Genomic DNA, 21,821 nt, shown 5'->3' on the forward strand with positions numbered 1-21,821 from the left:
CGAAATATGTAAACGTAAGCTCTGGAACGCTCAATATGAGAAAAAGCGGATCGGAAAGCGCGAGCATAGTCGCAAAGCTGTCAAAAGGAACGGAAGTGACGGTCTATTCGGAATCCAAAGGCTGGGCGAAAATCAAGGCCAATGGGAAGGATGGGTATGTCAGTGCTGACTTTCTTTCAACGACAAGGCCTGAAATGGACTCCAAACCATCCATACCTGAAAAAACGACAACGAAATATGTAAATGTCAGCTCGGGTTCACTGAATATGCGGAATAAGCCGTCAGAAAGTGCTTCCGTCATTGTGAAATTGGCAAGGGGTGTAGAGGTAGAAGTCATCTCGGAATCAAATGGATGGTCAAAAGTTAAAGCGTATGGCGGAGAAGGTTATGTCAGTACGCAATATCTATCAGCAACGAAGCCTGGTTCTTTACCGGGGCTGAATCCGGACGGAGAAGAAAACACGTTAGTTAAATATGTAAATGTGAATGATGGCTCCAGTCTGAATATGCGGTCACAAGCATCAGCTTCCGCTTCAATTATAGCCAAGCTTGTAAACAATACGGCCGTAACGGTGTATTCAGAATCTAATGGCTGGTCAAGAGTCACGGCCAATGGAAAAACGGGATATGTCAGTACGCAATATTTAACAGTCAAAGCACCGGAAGGTCCAGGAAGTTCGAATGGATCGATAATCAGGATCAATAAAGAGTATGATCTTACGATGGAAAAGATGGTTGAAATTCAAATGGCCGTAAATGGTCAAACGGATAAAAATTATAAAACCTACATACGCGAAGATGGATTAACTTTAATCAATTCTACAAAGGGTACGGTTAAAGGAACCGGATGGCGTGTCAGGGGCGGAGCTGGATCTAATTATTGGGTAGTCGGCCCTGTCAGCAATAATCAATCATTGAATATTAAATCAAAAGTAAAGGGCTCTGACGGATACTATTGGTATGAGGTGGACTATAACAAGACATGGGTAAATGCCAGTCCGGAAGATATAGAATATAATCTTAACCCAAATAATTTTGTGAATGATCCAGTAAAATCATTCCAATTCGTCAAGCTCTCTCAAGTCACCAACATGAACGTTTCTGAAGTGAATAATAGAATCCTTTCAGGTAAAGGGATTCTACAAGGCCAAGCTGCAACCTTCACTGCGGCAGGGGAGAAATATGGGGTCAATGAAATCTACCTGATTTCACATGCTTTGCTGGAGACCGGGAATGGCACTTCACCGTTAGCTACTGGCGTAAAGGTTAACGGGAAAACGGTCTATAATATGTATGGAGTGGGAGCATTTGACGGAACGGCGCTAAGCAGCGGCGCTCAATACGCCTATAATGCTGGCTGGTTCACTCCGGAGGCGGCCATCATAGGCGGTGCCGAATTCATCGCCAAAGGATATATCTCTGCTGGACAGGACACGCTTTACAAAATGAGATGGAATCCCACAGCCTCAGAGAAATATGGATATGCTTCACACCAGTATGCGACTGATATTGGCTGGGCAACAAAACAAGTGAAACAGATTTATAATTTGTATAGTTTACTAGATTCCTATAAATTGACGATTGAAGTTCCTAAGTATAAATAAGAAACGGCAAAAAACACATGAGTCAGACTCATGTGTTTTTTTTGCTATTAAGTTTTATCCTTTTCCAGAATACCCCTAACGACATCCTCGATCGTTACCACTCCCAATGCCTTTTCCAAGGCAAGTTCCGCAACTGAAAAGATGGGTTCTATTGTATCTTGTATATTTCTTCCAACAGTGCATGCTGGATTAGGATTTTCATGGATTCCAAATAATTCTTTATCGGAGGCAACGTTGACAGCCTGATAAACATCAAGCAAAGTGATATCCGATAATTCCTTGGCCAATGTTGCTCCGGCGATACCCGGACGAACGTTCACTAAGCCTGCATTCTTCAGCATGCCGGTGATTTTTCTGATTAAGGCTGGGTTGGTGTTTACACTTTTTGCAATAAAATCAGAAGTGTTAACGCCTTCTTTGTTTATTTCTAAAAGAGATAATATATGGATCCCTACGGAAAAGCGGGTACTGATGGACATCTCTTTTTTCTCTCCTTTAAAATCTCTATTCTTATATAGTATAAATTATTTAACATGTAATTCAAGTGGTTACAAGTTATAATGGCCTGCAAGAATAATATTTATCCATTAACCGTATCCTTGTCAAGTAACGCCGTTTCTGCAAAGGCAAAAAATAAAAAGTATGTGTAATTGACAAACCAGCATGGTGAAACTTATATTATAACGTGTAAATGAATCAGTTACAGGTGAAAGCAACAGGAAGGGGGAATCGAAATCGGCCGCTATGGCTGGAGAAGGAATATCGACACAACTACAAGTGATGGAGGTATATGATGGCTAATAAAAAAAAGGGTAATCAAAAACAATCTTCTGCATTCACGTTTTGGATGATAGGGTTAATTGCTGTAATCATCATTGGCTTTATATTTTTGGCAAATGGGAAGGACGAAGATACAGCCGTTAATGAAATCGATTATAAATCACAGCCTTATTTGGGTGAAAAATCAGCACCTGTCCAAATAGTGGAATTTGGTGATTATAAATGTCCAGTATGTAAGACATTCGAGGAGCAATTCTTTCCTTCTATACAAAGTGAATTGATTGATACAGGAAAAGCGCAATTTTATTTCATGAATTATTCGTTCATTAACGTCGATTCAACCAGATCCGCTAAATTTGCGGAAAGTGTTTATCAGGAATTAGGAAATGATACCTTTTGGAAATTCCATGAGCTTCTGTACGATAAGCAGCCAGAGGACCTGAAATATGAAAAGGTAGATGTGTTTACGGACAAATTCTTAGAAGAAACATTGAAAGAAATCGCAAATGACAAAGATGTGAAAAAAGTAGTTTCCTCCTTTAAAGCAGGTAATTCCGAGGACCAATGGAACAAAGATATGGATTTGGCCGACGAATTGGGCGTTTCTGGAACTCCTTCCTTATTTGTCAATGGCAAGAAGTTTGAAGGAAATACAATTGATGATTTAGAGAAAATGGTTGATGATGCAGCGAAGGAGAAATAGTGATGAACAAGCCATTATTATTTTCTTGGATCCTATCGATCATCGCCACTGCTGGAAGTCTCTACTTTAGTGAGATTCTCCATTATGTACCCTGTACCTTTTGTTGGTATCAAAGGATCTTGATGTACCCGCTCGTTATTTTATTGGGCCGTGCCTTTTATGAGCAAGACCTGAAAATTTACCGATACATCCTCCCATTATCGATTTTGGGCATGTTGGTGTCAGGGTATCACTATAGTCTGCAAAAAATCCCAGCACTGAAGCATTTTGAAATGTGTCAAAGCGGTGTTCCCTGCTCAGGTGAGTATATAAATTGGCTAGGATTCATCACGATCCCGTTTTTGGCCTTTATCGCGTTTACTCTCATCACTATCTGCATGGGACTGCTAATGAAAAAGAAAAACAGCTAATTTAAGCGCACCATTCTAAAAGGAATGGTGCTTTTTTATATATATCGACGAAAAACTGCAATATATCGACGAAAATTCAGGATATTTCTCAGGAAATAGCCATATATCGACGAAAAACCAGAATATATCTCCGGAAATTGCAATATATCGACGAAAAATCAGGATATATCTCCGGAAATTGCAATATATCGACGAAAAATCAGGATATATCTCCGGAAATAGCAATATATCGACGAAAAATCAGATATATCTCCGGAAATTGCAAGATATCGACGAAAAATCAGGATATATCTCCGGAAATTGCAAGATATCGACGAAAAACCAGGATATATCTCCGAAACCTGCAATATATCGACGAAAATCAGGATATATCACCGGAACCTGCAATATATCGACGAAAATCATATCTCCGGAAATTGCAATATATCGACAAAAATCATGATATATCACCGGAGCCTGCAATATATCGACGAAAAATCAGGATATATCTCCGGAAACAGCAATATATCGACGAAAAACCAGGATATATCACCGGAGCCTGCAATATATCGACGAAAAATCAGGATATATCTCCGGAAATTGCAAGATATCGACGAAAAATCAGGATATATCTCCGAAACCTGCAAGATATCGACGAAAAACCAGGATATATCTCCGAAACCTGCAAGATATCGACGAAAAACCAGGATATATCTCCGGAAATTGCAATATATCGACGAAAAACCAGGATATATCACCGGAAATTGCAATATATCGACGAAAAACCAGGATATATCACCGGAACCTGCAATATATCGGCGAAAAACCAGGATATATCTCCGGAACCTTCAATATATCGACGAAAAATCAGGATATATCTCCGGAAATAGCAATATATCGACGAAAAAGCAGGATATATCACCGGAAATAGCAATATATCGACGAGGAAGCAGAATATATCACCGGAACCTGCAATATATCGACGAAAAAGCAGGATATATCACCGAAAATTGCAATATATCGACGAGGAAGCAGAATATATCACCGGAAAATTGCAAGATATCGACGAAAAAGCAGGATATATCACCGGAACCTGCAATATATCGACGAAAAACCAGAATATATCACCGGGAATTGCAATATATCGACGAAAAAGCAGGATATATCTCCGGAACCTGCAAGATATCGACGAAAATCAGGATATATCTCCGGAAATAGCAATATATCGACGAAAATCAGGATATATCTCCGAAACCTGCAATATATCGACGAAAAACCAGGATATATCACCGGAAATTGCAATATATCGACGAAAAACCAGGATATATCACCGGAAATAGCAATATATCGACGAGAAAGCAGGATATATCTCCGGAAATTGCAATATATCGACGAGAAAGCAGGATATATCACCGGAAATAGCAATATATCGACGAAACTCGAATATATCTCCGAACTCCTCAAAATAATAAAGTTGACAAAATGGCAACCTGTAACTTATATTATTACATGTAAGCATTTAAGTTACAATTAAGGTTTCAAAAACAATATATAGGAGGAATTTAAAATGAAAATCGGTATTATTGGTGCAAGCGGAAAAGCTGGAAGTCTGATTTTAAAGGAAGCGTTGACTAGGGGACATGATGTTACGGCCATTGTCAGGGATGAAGCTAAAGTCCAAATTCAAGGAGCATCCGTACTGGAAAAAGACGTATTCGATCTGAAATCAGAAGATATTAAAGGATTCGATGTGATAGTGAATGCATTTGGCGCTGCTCCAGGGAAAGAACATCTGCATGTCGAGGCAGGAAAAATCTTGATTGAGGCTATGAAAGGGGCTCCTCAAACTAAACTGATCGTTGTTGGCGGAGCTGGAAGCCTTTTCGTTGACGAGGCAAAAACGATCCGCGTGCTGGATACGCCAGAGTTCCCTAAAGAATACTTTGCAACAGCCTATAATCAATCCAAGAACCTTGGCGATCTACAAAATGCCACTGGCATCCAATGGACGTTCATCAGTCCTTCCGCCTTCTTTGATCCGCAAGGAAATAGAACAGGTCGGTATACACTGGGTAAAGACAATCTTCTGGTAAACTCAAAGGGTGAAAGCTATGTAAGTTATGCCGATTTTGCCCTTGCAGTACTTGATGAAATTGAAAACCCGCAGCACATCAACCAACGCTTTACCGTTGTTGCCGAAGCTGAATAATTTAGTGGACGTCGCTCCTTGTGGTGACGTCCATTTTTTTACGTTGAAATGGCCGAATTATAGGCAGACCTGTTGATCGCAACAGATCCGGATGCAGACGACTCGTTAAAAACGAATGAAATGATGAATGGAGCTAAATGATCAGGTCCTTGGGCCTATCATCCGTATAGTGAAAAAAAATAAGGCCTTTTCCTGAAATATCGGGGAATGGCCTTATTTTTAAGCGGGATATTGCATTGGATGGAAGTTTTAACTATGGGTTAATTTACAAAAGAAGGGTATTTTTTCTGTTAATATATTTACAAAAAACGAGTCTATGTTACTATAAAAAGGATGATTCAGAAAAATTTGGTGTTTTTTGTAGATTTATCTTAATATGAAGGAGTTACAAAGTATGAAAAAAGTTAAAAAGGCCATAATTCCTGCAGCGGGATTGGGAACTAGATTTTTGCCCGCAACGAAGGCAATGCCTAAAGAAATGCTGCCAATAGTCGATAAACCTACTATTCAATATATTATAGAAGAAGCTGTGAAAGCGGGAATTGAGGATATAATCATTGTCACAGGAAAGAATAAACGAGCGATAGAAGATCATTTTGATAATGCTTACGAACTAGAGAATAATTTGAGGGATAAAGGGAAATTCGATTTATTGGAGAAGGTGCAATACCCATCCAATTTAGCTAATATCCACTATATTAGGCAAAAAGAACCGAGAGGCCTTGGACATGCTGTTTGGTGTGCACGTAATTTTATTGGTGATGAGCCTTTTGCCGTCCTTTTAGGCGATGATATCGTGGAAAGTGATGTGCCCTCCCTACGTCAATTAATCAACGAATATGATGCGACAGGTTCGTCCATCATTGGAGTGCAGCCGGTAAATGAGAACGAAACACATAGATACGGCATCATTGACCCGCTTACGCAAGATGGCAGAAGATACGAAGTGAACCGTTTCGTCGAAAAACCAAAACAAGGAACGGCACCATCCAATTTAGCCATCATGGGAAGATACATCCTGACTCCGGAAATATTCGATTTCCTGGCCAAGCAGGAAACAGGAGCTGGCGGTGAAATCCAGCTAACGGATGCCATCCAAAAACTGAATGAAATCCAAAAAGTCTTCGCTTACGATTTTGAAGGAAAACGCTTTGATGTAGGTGTTGTTGATGGTTTTGTGAAAACGACCATTGAATTTGCCCTGCAACGTCCTGATTTAAGAGACGATATCATAAAAGTAATGGAAAATATCCTCGAACTGCACAAGGCAGTGGACAAATAAACTTTTACTGCCCATTCATAAACTTTTAATTTAATAGAGTAATCATTTTAAAAAATCTCCAACTATTGATCATTCATAGTTGTTATTTTGGGTTAATGAACGGCAATATAATTTTGAATGGTGAATATAAATCGATAAAAGGGGAGCCTATTTAGTGAATAAGAAGGTAATAAAAAGAAAAGTCGATTTCCTTAAACAGCCTATCGCCAATTTCTTAATGAAGGAAAACCATCAGCGAGTAAATAGATATGCAAAGTATTATGAGAGATTAAGCGTGCAAAAAAACACAATACTATATGAGAGTCGTGATGGAAACAGTATGACTGACAGTCCATACGCGATGTTTAAATATATGCTGGAAAATCAGGACTATCAAGATTTTATGCACATTTGGTCCATCCAGGATTTCAGTGTCCTCTCAAGTGTAATGGCGAAGTATAAGGATATGCCGAATGTTCAATTTGTTCAACGTAATTCAACGGAATATTTAAAATGGTTGGCAACGAGTGAGTATTTAATCAATAACTCCACATTCCAGTCTTTCTTCATCCCTAAAAGCGATCAAATTTACATCAATACCTGGCATGGAACGCCCCTTAAGAATATGGGCTTTGATATTCCCGGTAACCCTTCTCATTCTCAAAACGTTGTCAGGAACTTCTTGAGTGCCGATTACATTTTGAGCCCTAATGTCCATACAACAAATATGTTTACGAAAAGCTATAAATTGAATGGATTGTATAAAGGTGAAATTATAGAAGAAGGATATCCGAGGATCGATTTGACGTTGAATACGGATCCGGGGGAGTATAAGGAGTATCTAAGGACGCTAGGTTTGAAAATCAGTGATGCCAAGGAAAATATTTTATATGCCCCGACTTGGAAGGGGACGAACCTTGCCAAAGTGGATAATGACCTTCTCCAAATCATTGCAGATATGAATGATTTACAAAGTCAAATCGGTGAACGATATAACCTATTGATTAAGGTGCACCCTTATCTTTATAAAGAGGCGGCCAAGCATTCAGAAATCAAGGATCGGCTTATACCTGACTATGTGGATACAAATGAATTGCTTGCTGCAGTTGATTTGCTTATCACGGATTATTCGAGCATTTTCTTTGATTACCTTGTTACCGATAAGCCCATTCTATTTTACACTTGGGATACGGACGTTTATGCAGAGCAAAGGGGACAATATCTCCAAAATGACGAACTTCCGGGACCGATGCTTTTTAACTCAAAAGAATTGGCACTGGCCATTAAAGACATTAAAAATGTGAAATCGAGATATTACGATAAATATAAAAAAATGCAGGGGGAATTCACTAACCATGAGGATGGAAAAGTAACAGAAAGAATAGTCGATAATATTTTCAATAATTCTACGAAACAACTAAACACAATTACCGGCCTGGATTCCGCAAAGGAAAAAATATTGATTTATGCGGGCGGAATGAGGGATAACGGGATAACATCCTCTTTCATTAATTTAATGAATAATATTGATTATGAGAAATATGATGTAAGCTGTTTTACTGCCACTCCTCATTCTCATGAAGCCTTAAAGAATCTGGGCAAGGTAAATAAGAATGTGCGTTTTCTATTCAAACCTGGCTTGCCTGTGTATAAATTCCTGGAAGTCTACAAAGATAAATTCATCCATAACAGAGGGGAAAGAGGTTTCTTAGGGAAAAAGCTTTACCCGGAAAATGCCTATATTAGAGAGCATGCACGTTTATTCGGTAAAACAAAATTTGATTTTGTGATCGATTTTAGCGGTTATAGCCATTATTGGGCCAAATACTTGCTGGCGGCAGATGCAAAAAAGAAAGTTTGTTATATGCATAATGATTTGCTTTCCGAAAGTGAGAAAACTTTTAATGGAAAGAGACCTCACCGTATCAATCTAAGGGGATTGTTTTCCGTATACAATCGATTTGATAAGCTTGTAAGTGTTTCTGCGGGAACGATGGAATTAAACCGTAAGAATCTATTGGAGTATGCAGACTTCGATAAATTTGATTATGTAATGAATTCTATCAACCCCGATAAAATCCTTCAAATCGAGCCAAATAAATCTGAAGCTATCGAAAATGATGAAAAGGCATTGATCACAGAAAACTTCAAAGCAAGGGCGATATTAAGAGATGTTAAGGATAATCAAGTTTGGAATACCCTTCCGGGAATTTCGAATGCCACTCAATTTCCACTGGAAGAACGATTTGAAGGTGCTGAAATTGTGATTTCGAGAAAGGCCTATGCTAATCAGAACACTTTTTATAAATTCAGTCATAACAATCAAATAATTGGCTGGATTAGTGAAGAAGCTGTGGAACTGTTGCCAGACAGCATTATTTATGAAAAAGAATTGGATAAAATTGCGAGGTTAGTAAGACCAAGAGGAAACTATATTTGGTCGTTGCCGTATAAAGTTGAAGGAACGTACAAAGTTTCCGGCAGTCAAGATTTTAAAGGGATCATTGTAAACGTCGATAAGGAAGCAAAAACCCAGCATTCGATTTATAGCAGAATATCTGTAAAAGATAAGATAATAGGCTGGATAGATAATTCGGCTTTATCCATGCTTGAACATTGTACAATCAATGAAGACATGAGCTTAAATGACAAGCTGCAAATCATGATGAAAAGAAAGTATATAATATCCAGAAACTATAAAAACAATAAAAAGTTCATTGATAAGATTGAGAATAGGACGCTGAAGGAAATAAACACGGGTAATCAGAAGTACGGAAAAATAACTAATCCGGAGGAGCATACGATCTGGACGAAGGCTTATCCGAACTACAAGGCTAAAAGAGTGAGTAAGGCAATCGATTTTGAAGGGCAAATCGTCAGAATCATAAAGTATAACAGAACCAACAAAGGCGGCTATTACCTTTTCGAAATCGATAATAAGAAAATTGGCTGGTTAAATACGGGGGCATTCGAAGTCATAGAAGAGCCAATCCTGTTAAAAGAACGTGAAGTGCGCGGCACTGCCGAAATTAACTTAGGTGATTATAATATTTGGGATAAGCCTTATGGGCTTCAAGATGCCATGGTCTTGGAAAATGGACCAAGCTTTAATGGCCGGATCGTGGAATTCGATAAAGAATCGGTTACCCAACTTGGCACTTATGCCCATATATTATTGGACGGGATATCTATAGGCTGGATCGATAAACAGGCGTTAAGCGTACAAGAGGTCCATGGATTGGAAGTGAATAATCAATTCGTTCCATATCCTGATAAAAATGATTTTAACTTTGTCAATATGGGAAGATTATCACCTGAAAAAGGCCAAGATAATTTGATTCGTGCATTCGCAGGCTTTCATGAAAAACACAAAAATAGTAAACTGTATATTTTAGGACAAGGACCTTTAAAGGAAGATTTGCAGGCAATCATTGATGAGCTGGACTTAAATCATTCCATTCATCTTTTGGGCCAGCTTGAAAATCCATTTTCGTTCATGGAAAAATGTGACTGCTTCGTTCTTTCCTCACATTATGAAGGGCAGCCTATGGTATTATTGGAGGCAATGACTTTAGGAATGAAAATCATGGCTACTGATATAGTGGCTAACCGAACCGTTTTGGAAAACGGTAAATATGGTTTACTTGTCGAAAATAGCATAGATGGACTGGAAAAGGGCTTATCTACCATGGTTAGTAATGATAATCCTAAACTAGCGAAGTTTGATTACACCCAATATAATGGATTGGCCATGGAAACCTTCAATAAATGCTTATAAAATGAGGGAGGTTCTTATAATTAGACCTCACACTAATGGCATATATAGGTTGAGAAAATTGGCAAGAATTCATTTAAGCTTAAAGTAAAAGGGGAAATTCTATATGATTTTGGTCGTTGGCGGTGCAGGATATATTGGAAGTCATCTTGTAAAAGAGTTAGTGAATACTGAAGAGGTTGTCATTCTGGATAATCTCTCAACCGGTTTTCGTTCGCTGGTCGATTCGAAGGCCATCTTGGTGGAAGGAAATTTAGGGGACGAAGCGGTCTTGAATGATATATTCCTTAAGTATCCCATTAAAGCTGTTATGCACTTTGCTGCAAATAGCTTGGTTGGGGAGTCTGTCCAAGATCCTTATAAATACTATGAAAATAATGTAGGTGCAACTCTTACATTGTTGAATACCATGCTCAAGCATGATGTTAAGAATTTCATTTTTTCATCAACGGCAGCTACTTACGGGATACCGAATGTTGATATGATTGATGAGGATCAGCCAACCAATCCGATTAATCCATATGGCCGCTCGAAATTGATGGTAGAGCAGATCTTAGGAGACTTCGCAAAAGCATATGGACTTCATTATGTCGTCTTGCGTTACTTTAATGCGGCCGGAGCACATGCATCGGCAGAAATCGGTGAAAGCCATGATCCGGAAACACACTTGATTCCGATTATTTTACAGCATTTATTAGGTCAACGTGAGAAGATTTCCGTGTTTGGTACGGACTATGACACAGAAGATGGCACTTGCATCCGTGATTATATCCATGTAACGGATTTAGCTCAAGCCCATATAATCGCGCTTCAAGCCCTTTTATCCGGTAAGAAGGATACGGCCACCTACAATCTTGGGAATGGAAAAGGATTTTCGGTTAAGGATGTAATCGACACTTGTGAAAAAGTCACGGGAGTGAAACCGACCATCGAGTATGCAGACCGTCGCCCTGGAGATCCAGCCCGTCTTGTTGCTTCGGCTAATAAGATATATGAAGAACTTGGGTGGAAAGCATCGATAGATTTGGAAGAAATCATTGAAAGTGCGTGGAAATGGCATAAATCTCTTTTGAAATAAAGGCCCGGATAGATTAAAAGTTGTTTCAGACTGTAGACAAACTCGAAGAAAAGCGAGTTTGCCTGCAGTTTTTTTATTTGTAAAAAGGTTGCAGTTGATTTCAGAAATCCGCTCCCTTTTTGATTCTATGTTTGTTTAATTAATTATCGTTATTAAACAGACAAGTTTAGCATTAGTATTAATATCTATATCTATATCTATATAACTTTGTAAGCTCACAAATGTTTTTTAGGGGGGATAGCTTGTCCATCGAGCCTGCTTGACGGTTGCTTGATGCAACCTCTAAAACTTACAGTAGCGCCTTCGGGTAGAAGGTTCCTGAGCATAGGGGATAAGAGTGCCTTCCAGCCGTTTCAATGCTTCACCTCAGCAAGTCAAAAACCCTAAAACCAGTCAAGCATAATTAGCTAAACGGAGGTTAGGCATTACCACTACATAATCTTATATTTACTATATAAGGGTAGCGTCAGGAAAATGCGGATTTACAACGTTAAGCACATTTTCCGGACGCTACCCCTATATATCTTTGGCTAATTAAGTTTAACTATAGCATTGAACGCGACTTTAAATAACATGTATCAAATGTTCCCCACTTTTAACCCCAGAAATATGATCTAGGAACAGCACATAGAATAGTATAGAAATACTGCAGCTAATACTGGACATGGAGGGGATGTATTTATATGAGTACCAGAATAATCCGGCAGCTGATAAGGTCAAGGCAACAGGAATTAGTCGAACTTGCTGCTTCATTTATTCGAATTCCAACTGAAAATCCATCGCCCGAGTTTATGAAGCAGTCAGCAGAAATGGGACGCCATATTAGCCGATACCTAGCAGCAAAAGGGTTCTTGATTACCGAGCACCGCCGTAGCGAAAATGCGCTGGTTACTGTGGTCTGTGATGCTCCCTTAACCAGGGTGCCTGGTCCACGGCTCCTATTTTGTGGACATACAGATGTCGTACCTGCAGGTGATTGTTCACATTGGACCTTCGATCCTTTCTCAGGAGAAGTCAGAGCAGGTATGCTTTTGGGTAGGGGAGCCTCCGATATGAAAGGAGGCTTGGCATCACTGATTTTTGTGGCTGGACTACTTCAGGAGTTCGCCCCCACTCTTAATTTGAAAGGTAGCCTAGGAGTTATTGCCTCTCCGGATGAAGAGACTGGCGGCATTGAGGTGGCCTCGCTCCTGGATCAGGGATTGATTAAGGGTGATGCTTGTCTGATTGGTGAACCAACGGACCCCCACCATCCGAATGCCGGTGAAAAGGGCAAGGCATGGATGCAGGTGATCATACCAGGTCAGACAGATCATGGCAGCCTACAACCGCTTTATGGAATCTCCGCGGTACGAAGAGGGGCAGCCGCGGTCGAAGCACTAACCAAGCTATGGGAGCTCAAGGCAACGCCTCCGGCAGAGCCTTGTCAACTTTTGTACAATACTGAGTGGCTCCTATCTCAGCGTCTAGGAAATCCCTTACTGTCACAGTTACTTTATCGTCCCTCTTACAATCCAGGTGTAATTCAGGGCGGAACAAATGTGAACGTCGTCGCAGACAAGTGTATCATTAAAGTGGATACCCGGGTTCCATTCGGTATGAAGCCCGAGTTTGTACTTGATGTCGCTAGGAATCTTGTTAGTACTGTAGCGCCAGGTGCGGTTGTAGAGCCAATGGTACCCTGTACTAACCCGAACTGGACCTTAGAGAATCGTCCAATTGTCAGGGCCATAGAACTGGGAATCCAGAGTGTCCTTGGAATGGAGGAACCCGTCTTCAGCGTACTTTTGCTTGGTTCAAGTGATGCCAGTCACTTCCGGCGCCATGGCATTGATACCGTCCTTTACGGTCCTGGGCTGGAACACACTATCCATGGGTACGATGAGCGGGTTTCAGTGGAGAACTTAGTAGAATCTGCCGAGATATATGCTGAGACGGCAGTCAAATATCTTAGGTCATTTTAAATCTATTTTCACTAAACTTTATGCAGGTTAATGATGCAGGGTATACTGCACGTGCTACTGTTAAGGTTCTCTTTCAAGGTGTATATGGTGGGAATATTTATATACTCGTTGGTATTAATTCTTTAGTTCAATGACTAAATACTTTAATACAACTTTCATTTACCTATCTCCTTTTAGGAATTCGGTTAGTATATCAAACTTTGTTTTTCCAAATGACGGCTAAAAAGAAGAGATCGCAAACCTCGCCTGCGATTCATAAAATCGGAGCTTGCAAGTGAGATTCTTATTTGTCCATAAATAAAGTGGTGAAAGTTTAATCCTAAAACTTCCACCACTCTTTTATTTTCTTCTTTGTCTTCTGTCTATTTCCAATATTTTTTCTTCTAACTTTTTTCCGCCGTTGACGCAGTTATTCGACCTACCTCGCACTTTATACTAAGCCTGAAGTGCTTTCTGTAAGGATTTTTTCATGGCTTTTACAAAATTCTGGCGTGTTTCATCGGTTAATTCCAACAGGGAAAGATAGGGGTTTAGATCTTCAAGTTCTACTAATAAAAGTTCACCTTGTTCATTCCGGCAGGCATCAACGCGTTGGATTCCCCAATCAAGATTGTTCCATTCAATAAATCGTTTAGCAAAGGCCAGATCTGCTTCAGTAGGTTTATATTCTTTTAATTCCCATCTTTTCTCTTTGTCAGGCGCATAGAGGGCATACTGAAATTCCGTATCGATAAAATAAAAAGAGACTTCATACTCAAAGTTGATAAATGGCTGCACCAATGTGTTCTTTGATTCTGAATCCATTTTATTTCCCAATTCTTCTTTCGTGGCAAATTCCAAACCGATGGAATCCGCGCCATCTTTCGGCTTAACTATATACGTTTCCACATCAGGAAGTTTATTTAAGGATTCAAGTGTATCGATTGTCGGAATGACAGGGAATTGAGCATTCGTCAGTTCAATTAAGTATTCCTTCCCGTTCATATCAGCCTTTCCAACAAATGAATTGTACGTTTTCAAATTACCAGCAGCCACTCTGTTACGGAATGCTAGATACTTATCTTTAAAATTGGCGACTGGACCGGCATTTCGAAATACGATTAGGTCAAAATCCTTTTCAAACGTTTCAATGTCTTCAGGATGGCATAGTACTAATTGAAAATCTTCTCTAAGTTTCGAAGTAAGGAACAAATCCTCCTCATAATAATTTCTTCCTTTTGCTTCATAGTATAAATCTGTTACGAATAATAGTGTCTGCATTATTCCTGCACCTGCTTTTCCGTTATTTTCATTGATTATGATAAAAACAAAAAATCCCGTCTCATTAAGAGACGAGATTTTAACTCGCGGTACCACTCTTGTTTAATAAAATGCTTCGAGAGCACATTACTACCCTTTACAAACGCACAATAGTACGTTGTCCCATATAACGGGGGAAACCGGTAAAGCTTACTGAAGATTGGGCTTTACTTCTCGGGGATGATTTTCGGTTATATTCTGGACACTGGCTTTCAGCAAAGCACCAGCTCTCTTTGGAACAGAAGCTATAACGTACTCCTTCCCTTCATGGAATTTTACAATTAGATGAATTTGAGTAATTGTACAATAGTCAGAAAATAAAATCAATGGTCGTTTCACTGAGTATAGGACGAAAGAGGGATTTTGATGGAGATATAGAATTACTATTAAAAAAGAAGCACCATTCATTTAATAGGAGATGTTAGATTTGAAAATGGTAAGGGTTTTTCATTACGATGCGTTCAGTAGTAAACCGAATAAAGGAAATCCGGCAGGTGTCGTTTTAGATGCGGATGGACTGACGGAAAAGGAAATGCAGGATATAGCGCTGAAGGTGGGGTTCAATGAAACCTCTTTTCCCATGAAGTCCGATATTGCGGATCTTAGAATCCGTTATTTTACACCAGGACACGAAATGAATCTCTGCGGTCACGCGACAATGGCTACCATCCATGCACTGAAGAGCAGGGGATTATTGGATAAAGATGAGCTGATGATTGAAACAGGAGCAGGAATATTGCCAATCAAGATCCATACGACCGCGGATCAAGAGGTATACATTACGATGAAGCAGGCCGCGCCACAGTTTGAAGAGTTTAGCGGAGATAAGGTCGGCTTGGCCAGTTCCCTGGGACTTGATATAGAAGATCTGGAAAATGAATTACCTATTGTTTACGGAAGTACAGGCTTATGGACTTTACTGGTTCCGGTAAAAGAACGCGATTCATTCAAAAGGATGAAGGCGAACAATAAACTGTTTCCGCAATTATTAAAGGAAATGCCAAGAGCTTCTGTTCATCCCTTTTGCCTGGAAACGTATGATAGTGATGCCCATATGCATGCCAGGCATTTTTCCTCGCCATTTTCAGGTACGCTTGAAGACCCTGTTACGGGAACGGCTTCAGGTGTAATGGGCGCTTATTATGCAAAATACATAAAGGATGGTCTTGAAGATGAGGTGCACCTGTTAATCGAACAGGGACATGAAATCGGGAAGGATGGGAGAGTCCGCGTTACGGCTACCAAAAACCATGACATATATGATATTGAAATCACCGGGAATGCCGTCTACGTTAAAGAATTTGAAGTGGAAGTCTAAAGGTTCATGCAGAGGAGGATGGGCGGTTGAATGATAATCATATAAAAACCCTGTGCTAAGACTTTTCGTGTCTTAGCACAGGGTGCCTAAGGGATTGTATTCAATTACTTGTTTTGTCGAAGGCGGCATATTGGGTGGTGCAGATCTTTCAGATTGGGAAGTATATAGGCAGGGAAGCCTTAAAGGCGGATTAGGTTTTACTGAAGAAAAACTCAGAATGATCTTCAAGGAATTTGACGTGCTGGAAATACGTAAAATGAGGAAAATGGAACAATCGGATGAAACGTTTGGGGTGCAAGGCTTATGGACGGCCTTATTTATGAAAAAGTAATTCTCATAAGATAGGCGAAATGGTGATGAACGGAGGATCTGGGAGCAGGTCCTTTTTTGTTATAAAGAAAAGGGAGGATTTGTTAACTAAATATAAAAATGGTAAACTATAATAATAAAATGCTTTTTGGGTGAACGCAGATTTACCAGAATAATAGATGTAGGTTCCTGCAAATTTTTTTTAAAAAAACAGTGGTTGTATGGTTTCAAAAACAGCTGGGAAGGTATATGGAAAGAGGGGACCATTGGGTATCAGGTCATGACATTTCATGTATTGAGAAATTATCTTCGATGCTTACTTTGATGATATTTCAATAGCCTGACAATGCTGATTTCTGTAATTAGCTGCATTGGATTTATTGATTACTGAGACCAATTGGAATGCTATTTTATAAAAAAAATAGGTGGAGAAACTTATGCATAGAAATAAAGAACTATATTCCTTTTTATTGGGTGTGGCAGGACAATTAACTGAGGATTGGTACGCAACATTGAATAAGAACGATAAGGCGGGGGTTTATAGCTCAACCGATCTCAAAGTGATTAAAAAACTTAAGCAGCAAAATAATGAATTCCATTTACGTTTCTTTCAGGTCTTTGTTACAGAAGAGAGGGAATTCTTTAATTGGCTTGGTGATTGGATTGAAGATATCGGTCAGGATGAGCAGCATTTAAACACACCCATCTATTTTATATTGAGGGAGTTCTTTCGAACGCAAGAGCAATACCTGGATTATATTGACCGGTTTGTGGGATTGCATGGAGATAAATATACGCAGGAAGAAATAAATTCCTGGTATCGGATAGTGGTGAAGGTGTTCAGTGAAGTGATAGAGCGGTTTACGGAAGCGAATCATAGATATGCCAATAAAATCATGAAAGCCCAACAGGCAACGATCGATGAATTGAGCACGCCCATCATTTCCCTTAAAGATAACACGGCTTTGCTTCCCCTGATAGGCGATATTGACACGACTAGGGGCATGTCCTTGCTTGAAAACACATTACAAAAGTGCGCTGAAAAAAATGTCACAAGGCTTTTCATTGACCTATCGGGCGTTCATGCAATTGATGGTGCATCCGCTCACCAGCTGTCACAATTGATTGAATCCTTACATTTGATCGGTATTCAAACAACCCTTTCAGGACTTCGGCCGGAAATAGCCATGACTGCCGTTAAGCTTCATCTGCCTTTTGATAAAGTGACGATAAAGTCCACTCTTGCCCAAGCAATCAGTACGATAAAATAATACATACATATCCAGGGCATAGGGATGCTCGTTATAAATATCATCGAGAAGACCTCCATATGGCGGTCTTCTCGCATGTATAAGTGATGCTGCATTCAAATAGGTACAGGGCCCATAAAGCAAGAGCCGGAACCTGTTGGATTATTCAATATTGGCAAAGACGGCTAGATCTTCTTTATTGCCAACCACTAAAAGTATATCATTTTCATGGATATCCTGATCCGGTGAGGGGGCTATGATGATTTCTCCATTACTCACGATGGCAATGACGCTGATATTATATTTTGCCCGTAGATCAAGCTCCCTGAGGCTTTTTCCCTTCATGCTCATGGGGAGGATGATTTCCTCGATATTGTATTCTTTAGAGAGTTCTATATAGTTCAGCATGTTAGGGGACAGGAGTTGATTCGCGACCCGCTCCCCCATATCCCTCTCAGGATAGATGACCCAGTCGGCCCCGACTTTAGTGAGCACCTGACCGTGATTTTTATTAAGTGCTTTGGCAATGACCTTATCGACCCCAAGCTCTTTTAAAAGCAAGGTAGTTAAAATGCTCGATTGCATGTCATTTCCGATGGCTACGATGACACAATCGAAATTACGGATTCCGATTGATTTCAATGTCTCTTCTTCAGTCGTATCCGCCATGATAGCATGGGTAACACTCAGTTCCGCATTCTCGACTCTTTCCTCGTTGACATCAATACCCAATACCTCTTGGCCAGCCGTATATAATCTATGGGCCACACTGGTTCCGAATCTGCCTAGACCGATCACGGCATATTGTCGTTTTCCCATCTTTTACACTCCTTCATTTATGTTTAACCAATCATGATTTTCCCTTTTGGACGTCGGAACGGATCTGGTTTGCGCCTCATAGCGATGGCAAAGGCCAAAGTCAAAGGACCCACACGGCCTGCAAACATCGTGAAAATGATGAGCATCCGGCCAACCGGTGATAATTCAGGGGTCAAACCCATTGAAAGTCCCACGGTGGCAAATGCTGAAGTGGCTTCAAATAAAATCATCAAGAAGTCACTTCCGCTTTCAGTGATGGTCAGCAGAATGGAGATGATTGAAACCATGAATACGCCAATGAATGTAACGGACAATGCTTTAAAGATCGTTTCACTCACAATGCGGTGCCGGAATAATACCACATCACCCTTTCCTTTAATCTGTGACCAAACCGTTCCGACAAGCGTTGCCAATGTAGTCGTTTTAATCCCGCCGCCAGTCGATCCGGGTGAAGCCCCGACGAACATCAAGAAAATGATGAGCAGTAATGTAGGCTGAGTTAAATCAGGGATATTCAGCGTATTGGAGCCTGCCGTCCTTGGTGATACCGATTGAAATAATGATGACAGCATTTTACCCATGAAAGATAAAGGCTGCAATGTCTTGGCATTGCCGAACTCGAATAAAAAGATTAAAATTGCGCCGGCAATCGTAAGTGCCAAGCTAGTCGTCAGAACAATCTTCGTATGTATGGATAAACGATGGGTATCACGGTATTCGTATATTTCATTCATCACGATAAAACCTATTCCGCCAAACGTGATGAGGAAGACGACCGTAAGGGTCACGAAGGGGTCCGATACATAAGGGGTCAAACTCTTGAATTCCCCCATTAAATCAAAGCCGGCATTATTGAAATTCGATATGGAATGAAAAACCCCGTAATAGATTGCTTTGCCGATTGGCATGTCAAAAGAAAAGCGAATCGATAGAATAAGGGCACCCATGCCCTCAATGATTGCCGTGAAAATTAAAAGCCGTTTCACTAACCTGACTACACCTGCCATGGATAGATTATTTAAGGATTCCTGCAAGAGTAACCTGCCTTTTAAAGAAATCTTTTTGCCTAAAAGGAAAAAGAAAAATGTCGCAAATGACATGAACCCTAAACCGCCTATCTGTATCAGTGTTAAGATGACCAACTCACCAAAAGTGGTGAAGGTCGTTCCTGTATCCACTACGACCAGTCCTGTTACACATGTAGCGGAAGTCGAGGTGAATAAAGCATCCAGAAAAGAAAGACCATTTCCATTTTCTGTGGATATCGGCAGGGTTAATAAATAGGCCCCAATAAGTATCAGGATGGCAAAGCCTAGTACAAGTATTTTGGGCGGATCCAATAAATTTTTTTTCATTCTCAAATGATCATCCCTACCTAAAAAAATTGTGTGAAACTGTATGCGATTTTAATCATCAATCTGCTTTCAGAAATCTTTTTAAAGGCATAATAAAAAGACCAGCGAAAACAACGAACAGTTATTTTGCCACAAAAAGCGTGCAAATAAACTCCCGAAATAGGCGGTCTTATGACCTCCTTCGCTTTAGCCGACGAAGTTAGCTGACGGGTAGGATGGCGAAAGAGCTGATCTCATCCCTTCTGCAAGGCAGAATTAACCCCAATTGATTGGGTCCTCCGTACTCAATTCCCTTGAGTTTAGGCCGAAATGCATTAAATTGATAAACGTATTCTACTCCCATCATTTAGCAGTTGTAAACCCCTAAATCGTAAAAAAATATTTCTTTAACAAGACTGAAAATTTACGTTTCATTTACATTTTAAAAACGTATTGACAAATATTAGTTAGCACATTATGATAGGTTCGATTAATCCGATTATGATAACCAGCATCGATGTACTTTATTCAATACTTTCAAGCAGAACACACTATTTGCCAATCAAAATTTGTAATATATATTATGTTTCTTTTGTAAATGATAAAGAAAAAAAGCATTGCATTCGTATTTAAAAATTCAACATATTTTATTAAAAAGGCGGGCAATTATGGAGAAGACGTTCAATAGATATGTTATTAATGCTACAGGCAAGGGTGGCCAGACATATTTAACACAATGCCAGGATAAAGATGCACTAAGGAAATGGATAGCCGATCATGAGGATCAAATCATCATGGATGAGTTAAGGATAACGGATAAGAAAAAGAATCCGTTTTTAAAATTGTTTTCCCTAAGGTAAATCAACTAAAATCCTAACATCATTAGGTATTCAATTATGAAATCCCTGTGCTCTATCCGGGAACGCTGAGCGAAAAATCCATATCTTGTTTTGCTTTTAAACTCATTTATTTTAAATGAGTTTTTTTGCTATGAGCATCTCTAAGAGCAGGTATTATTCCGTTGGTAATATAGGAGCGGAAGCCAAGATGTAATCAGATTTAAAGGTATGTTGATGGAACATGCCTTTGATCGTTCATTGTATGAATGTGCGCAATTGGCTGATGAAGTTCAAGATTTGAAAATGGATTTTCGCCATTTCTTCCGCCGTCTGCTCTTCACAATTCTCCAGCCACTCCTGTATCACCCCTAAAATCGCCGATGTCATGAAGGCGTGCATATACATGCGGAATGCTTCATCTTTAGCTGCAGGATGATGGCTGATCAAACGCTCCAATAGTACTTCACCGAATACGCGCTTTATTTTTTTTGCAAAAGAAGGATCGCCCTGATCGCCAAGAATGGCCCTCAAAGCGTGGGCATGCTCACTGATGAATTGAAAAATCGCTATGAAGGGCGGGTAAAGCTGTTGTTGATGAAGAGCCATAAAAGCCTCTTTCGGCAAAATGGCAGTAATGCGAGTTTGAAGTTCATTTAACAATTCCTGCTGTAAGTGATCCATCAATTCATATTTATCTGTGTAATGCAAATAGAATGTACCCCGATTAATGTTGGCGCGCTCTGCAATTTTCTTCACTGATACATGTGAGAACCCCTCTGCTTCAACGAGTGCAATGAAATGATATTGTATCTGCATTTTCGTCTTTTGTACCATATCCTCATGAATCGATGCCATGGAATGTCTCCTTCACTGAACATTTTTCCAAATGT

General features: G+C 39.8%; 17 protein-coding genes, 1 pseudogene, 1 riboswitch and 1 other annotated feature. Of the genes and pseudogenes, 13 read left to right on the forward strand and 5 right to left on the reverse strand.

The window, feature by feature from the left end:
• Window positions 1-1,604, forward strand: a 1,604-nt coding sequence (locus tag FNK51_RS04185) for an SH3 domain-containing protein (protein WP_286178570.1), incomplete at its 5' end; no start/stop codon positions are given.
• A gap of 47 nt (window positions 1,605-1,651) precedes the next feature.
• Here the strand turns inward: FNK51_RS04185 and FNK51_RS04190 are convergent.
• Window positions 1,652-2,083 carry an Rrf2 family transcriptional regulator gene (locus FNK51_RS04190; protein WP_098373022.1) on the reverse strand — a complete coding sequence of 144 codons (432 nt, stop codon included), beginning with the start codon at window positions 2,081-2,083 and terminating at the stop codon, window positions 1,652-1,654.
• A 314-nt stretch (window positions 2,084-2,397) separates the two neighbouring features.
• Between FNK51_RS04190 and FNK51_RS04195 the strand changes: the two genes are divergently transcribed.
• From FNK51_RS04195 to FNK51_RS04230, 8 genes are all read left to right on the forward strand, one after another.
• On the forward strand, window positions 2,398-3,087 hold the full coding sequence (locus FNK51_RS04195; RefSeq protein ID WP_098373023.1) for a DsbA family protein: 690 nt from the start codon (window positions 2,398-2,400) through the stop codon (window positions 3,085-3,087).
• 2 nt (window positions 3,088-3,089) lie between these two features.
• The gene (locus FNK51_RS04200; protein WP_141992527.1) at window positions 3,090-3,497 is read left to right on the forward strand and encodes a disulfide oxidoreductase; all 408 of its coding nucleotides are present in this window, start codon (window positions 3,090-3,092) and stop codon (window positions 3,495-3,497) included.
• Window positions 3,498-3,797: 300 nt separating this feature from the next.
• Window positions 3,798-4,694, forward strand: a complete 897-nt coding sequence (locus FNK51_RS04205) for a hypothetical protein (RefSeq protein ID WP_141992528.1) — start codon at window positions 3,798-3,800, stop codon at window positions 4,692-4,694.
• Between the two features lie 349 nt (window positions 4,695-5,043).
• Window positions 5,044-5,685, forward strand: a complete 642-nt coding sequence (locus FNK51_RS04210) for an NAD(P)-dependent oxidoreductase (protein ID WP_141992529.1) — start codon at window positions 5,044-5,046, stop codon at window positions 5,683-5,685.
• A 394-nt stretch (window positions 5,686-6,079) separates the two neighbouring features.
• Window positions 6,080-6,967 (forward strand): UTP--glucose-1-phosphate uridylyltransferase GalU, encoded by an 888-nt coding sequence (gene galU / locus FNK51_RS04215; RefSeq protein WP_098373027.1) that lies wholly within the window; start codon window positions 6,080-6,082, stop codon window positions 6,965-6,967.
• A gap of 154 nt (window positions 6,968-7,121) precedes the next feature.
• Complete coding sequence (locus FNK51_RS04220) at window positions 7,122-10,724, forward strand: CDP-glycerol glycerophosphotransferase family protein (protein ID WP_141992530.1); 3,603 nt, start codon at window positions 7,122-7,124, stop codon at window positions 10,722-10,724.
• 103 nt (window positions 10,725-10,827) lie between these two features.
• Entirely contained in the window at window positions 10,828-11,799 is a 972-nt protein-coding gene (gene galE, locus FNK51_RS04225; RefSeq protein WP_141992531.1) for a UDP-glucose 4-epimerase GalE, read from the forward strand.
• Window positions 11,800-12,482: 683 nt separating this feature from the next.
• Window positions 12,483-13,763 (forward strand): M20 family metallopeptidase, encoded by a 1,281-nt coding sequence (locus tag FNK51_RS04230; protein ID WP_141992532.1) that lies wholly within the window; start codon window positions 12,483-12,485, stop codon window positions 13,761-13,763.
• 435 nt (window positions 13,764-14,198) lie between these two features.
• Here the strand turns inward: FNK51_RS04230 and FNK51_RS04235 are convergent, their stop codons facing one another.
• The gene (locus tag FNK51_RS04235) at window positions 14,199-15,023 is read right to left on the reverse strand and encodes an ATP-grasp domain-containing protein (protein ID WP_141992533.1); all 825 of its coding nucleotides are present in this window, start codon (window positions 15,021-15,023) and stop codon (window positions 14,199-14,201) included.
• A 64-nt stretch (window positions 15,024-15,087) separates the two neighbouring features.
• Window positions 15,088-15,340, reverse strand: a binding site (T-box leader).
• A 149-nt stretch (window positions 15,341-15,489) separates the two neighbouring features.
• Between FNK51_RS04235 and FNK51_RS04240 the strand changes: the two genes are divergently transcribed.
• The 3 genes and pseudogenes from FNK51_RS04240 (at window position 15,490) to FNK51_RS04250 (ending at window position 17,960) form a co-directional block, all read left to right on the forward strand.
• Window positions 15,490-16,380 carry a PhzF family phenazine biosynthesis protein gene (locus FNK51_RS04240; protein ID WP_141992534.1) on the forward strand — a complete coding sequence of 297 codons (891 nt, stop codon included), beginning with the start codon at window positions 15,490-15,492 and terminating at the stop codon, window positions 16,378-16,380.
• Window positions 16,381-16,465: 85 nt separating this feature from the next.
• Window positions 16,466-16,711, forward strand: a pseudogene (locus FNK51_RS04245) (SAM-dependent methyltransferase); the annotation flags it as partial.
• 415 nt (window positions 16,712-17,126) lie between these two features.
• Window positions 17,127-17,960, forward strand: a complete 834-nt coding sequence (locus FNK51_RS04250) for an STAS domain-containing protein (protein ID WP_141992535.1) — start codon at window positions 17,127-17,129, stop codon at window positions 17,958-17,960.
• A 141-nt stretch (window positions 17,961-18,101) separates the two neighbouring features.
• Here FNK51_RS04250 and FNK51_RS04255 read toward each other — a convergent pair whose 3' ends face one another.
• Together FNK51_RS04255 and FNK51_RS04260 are read right to left on the reverse strand one after the other, a co-directional pair.
• Window positions 18,102-18,758, reverse strand: a complete 657-nt coding sequence (locus FNK51_RS04255) for a potassium channel family protein (protein WP_098373041.1) — start codon at window positions 18,756-18,758, stop codon at window positions 18,102-18,104.
• A gap of 23 nt (window positions 18,759-18,781) precedes the next feature.
• Window positions 18,782-20,113, reverse strand: coding sequence for a TrkH family potassium uptake protein (locus tag FNK51_RS04260; RefSeq protein ID WP_141992536.1), 1,332 nt, complete (start codon window positions 20,111-20,113; stop codon window positions 18,782-18,784).
• Between the two features lie 173 nt (window positions 20,114-20,286).
• A riboswitch (cyclic di-AMP (ydaO/yuaA leader) is annotated at window positions 20,287-20,429 on the reverse strand.
• A 331-nt stretch (window positions 20,430-20,760) separates the two neighbouring features.
• On the opposite strand from FNK51_RS04260, the gene FNK51_RS04265 reads away from it, so the two are divergent.
• Window positions 20,761-20,952, forward strand: coding sequence for a hypothetical protein (locus tag FNK51_RS04265; protein WP_076370632.1), 192 nt, complete (start codon window positions 20,761-20,763; stop codon window positions 20,950-20,952).
• A 234-nt stretch (window positions 20,953-21,186) separates the two neighbouring features.
• Here the strand turns inward: FNK51_RS04265 and FNK51_RS04270 are convergent, their stop codons facing one another.
• Window positions 21,187-21,786, reverse strand: a complete 600-nt coding sequence (locus FNK51_RS04270; RefSeq protein WP_098373043.1) for a TetR/AcrR family transcriptional regulator — start codon at window positions 21,784-21,786, stop codon at window positions 21,187-21,189.
• Between the last annotated feature and the right edge of the window lie 35 nt (window positions 21,787-21,821).

The organism is Bacillus sp. B4EP4a (assembly GCF_006680105.1).
GTDB lineage: Bacteria > Bacillota > Bacilli > Bacillales > DSM-1321 > Peribacillus > Peribacillus simplex_E.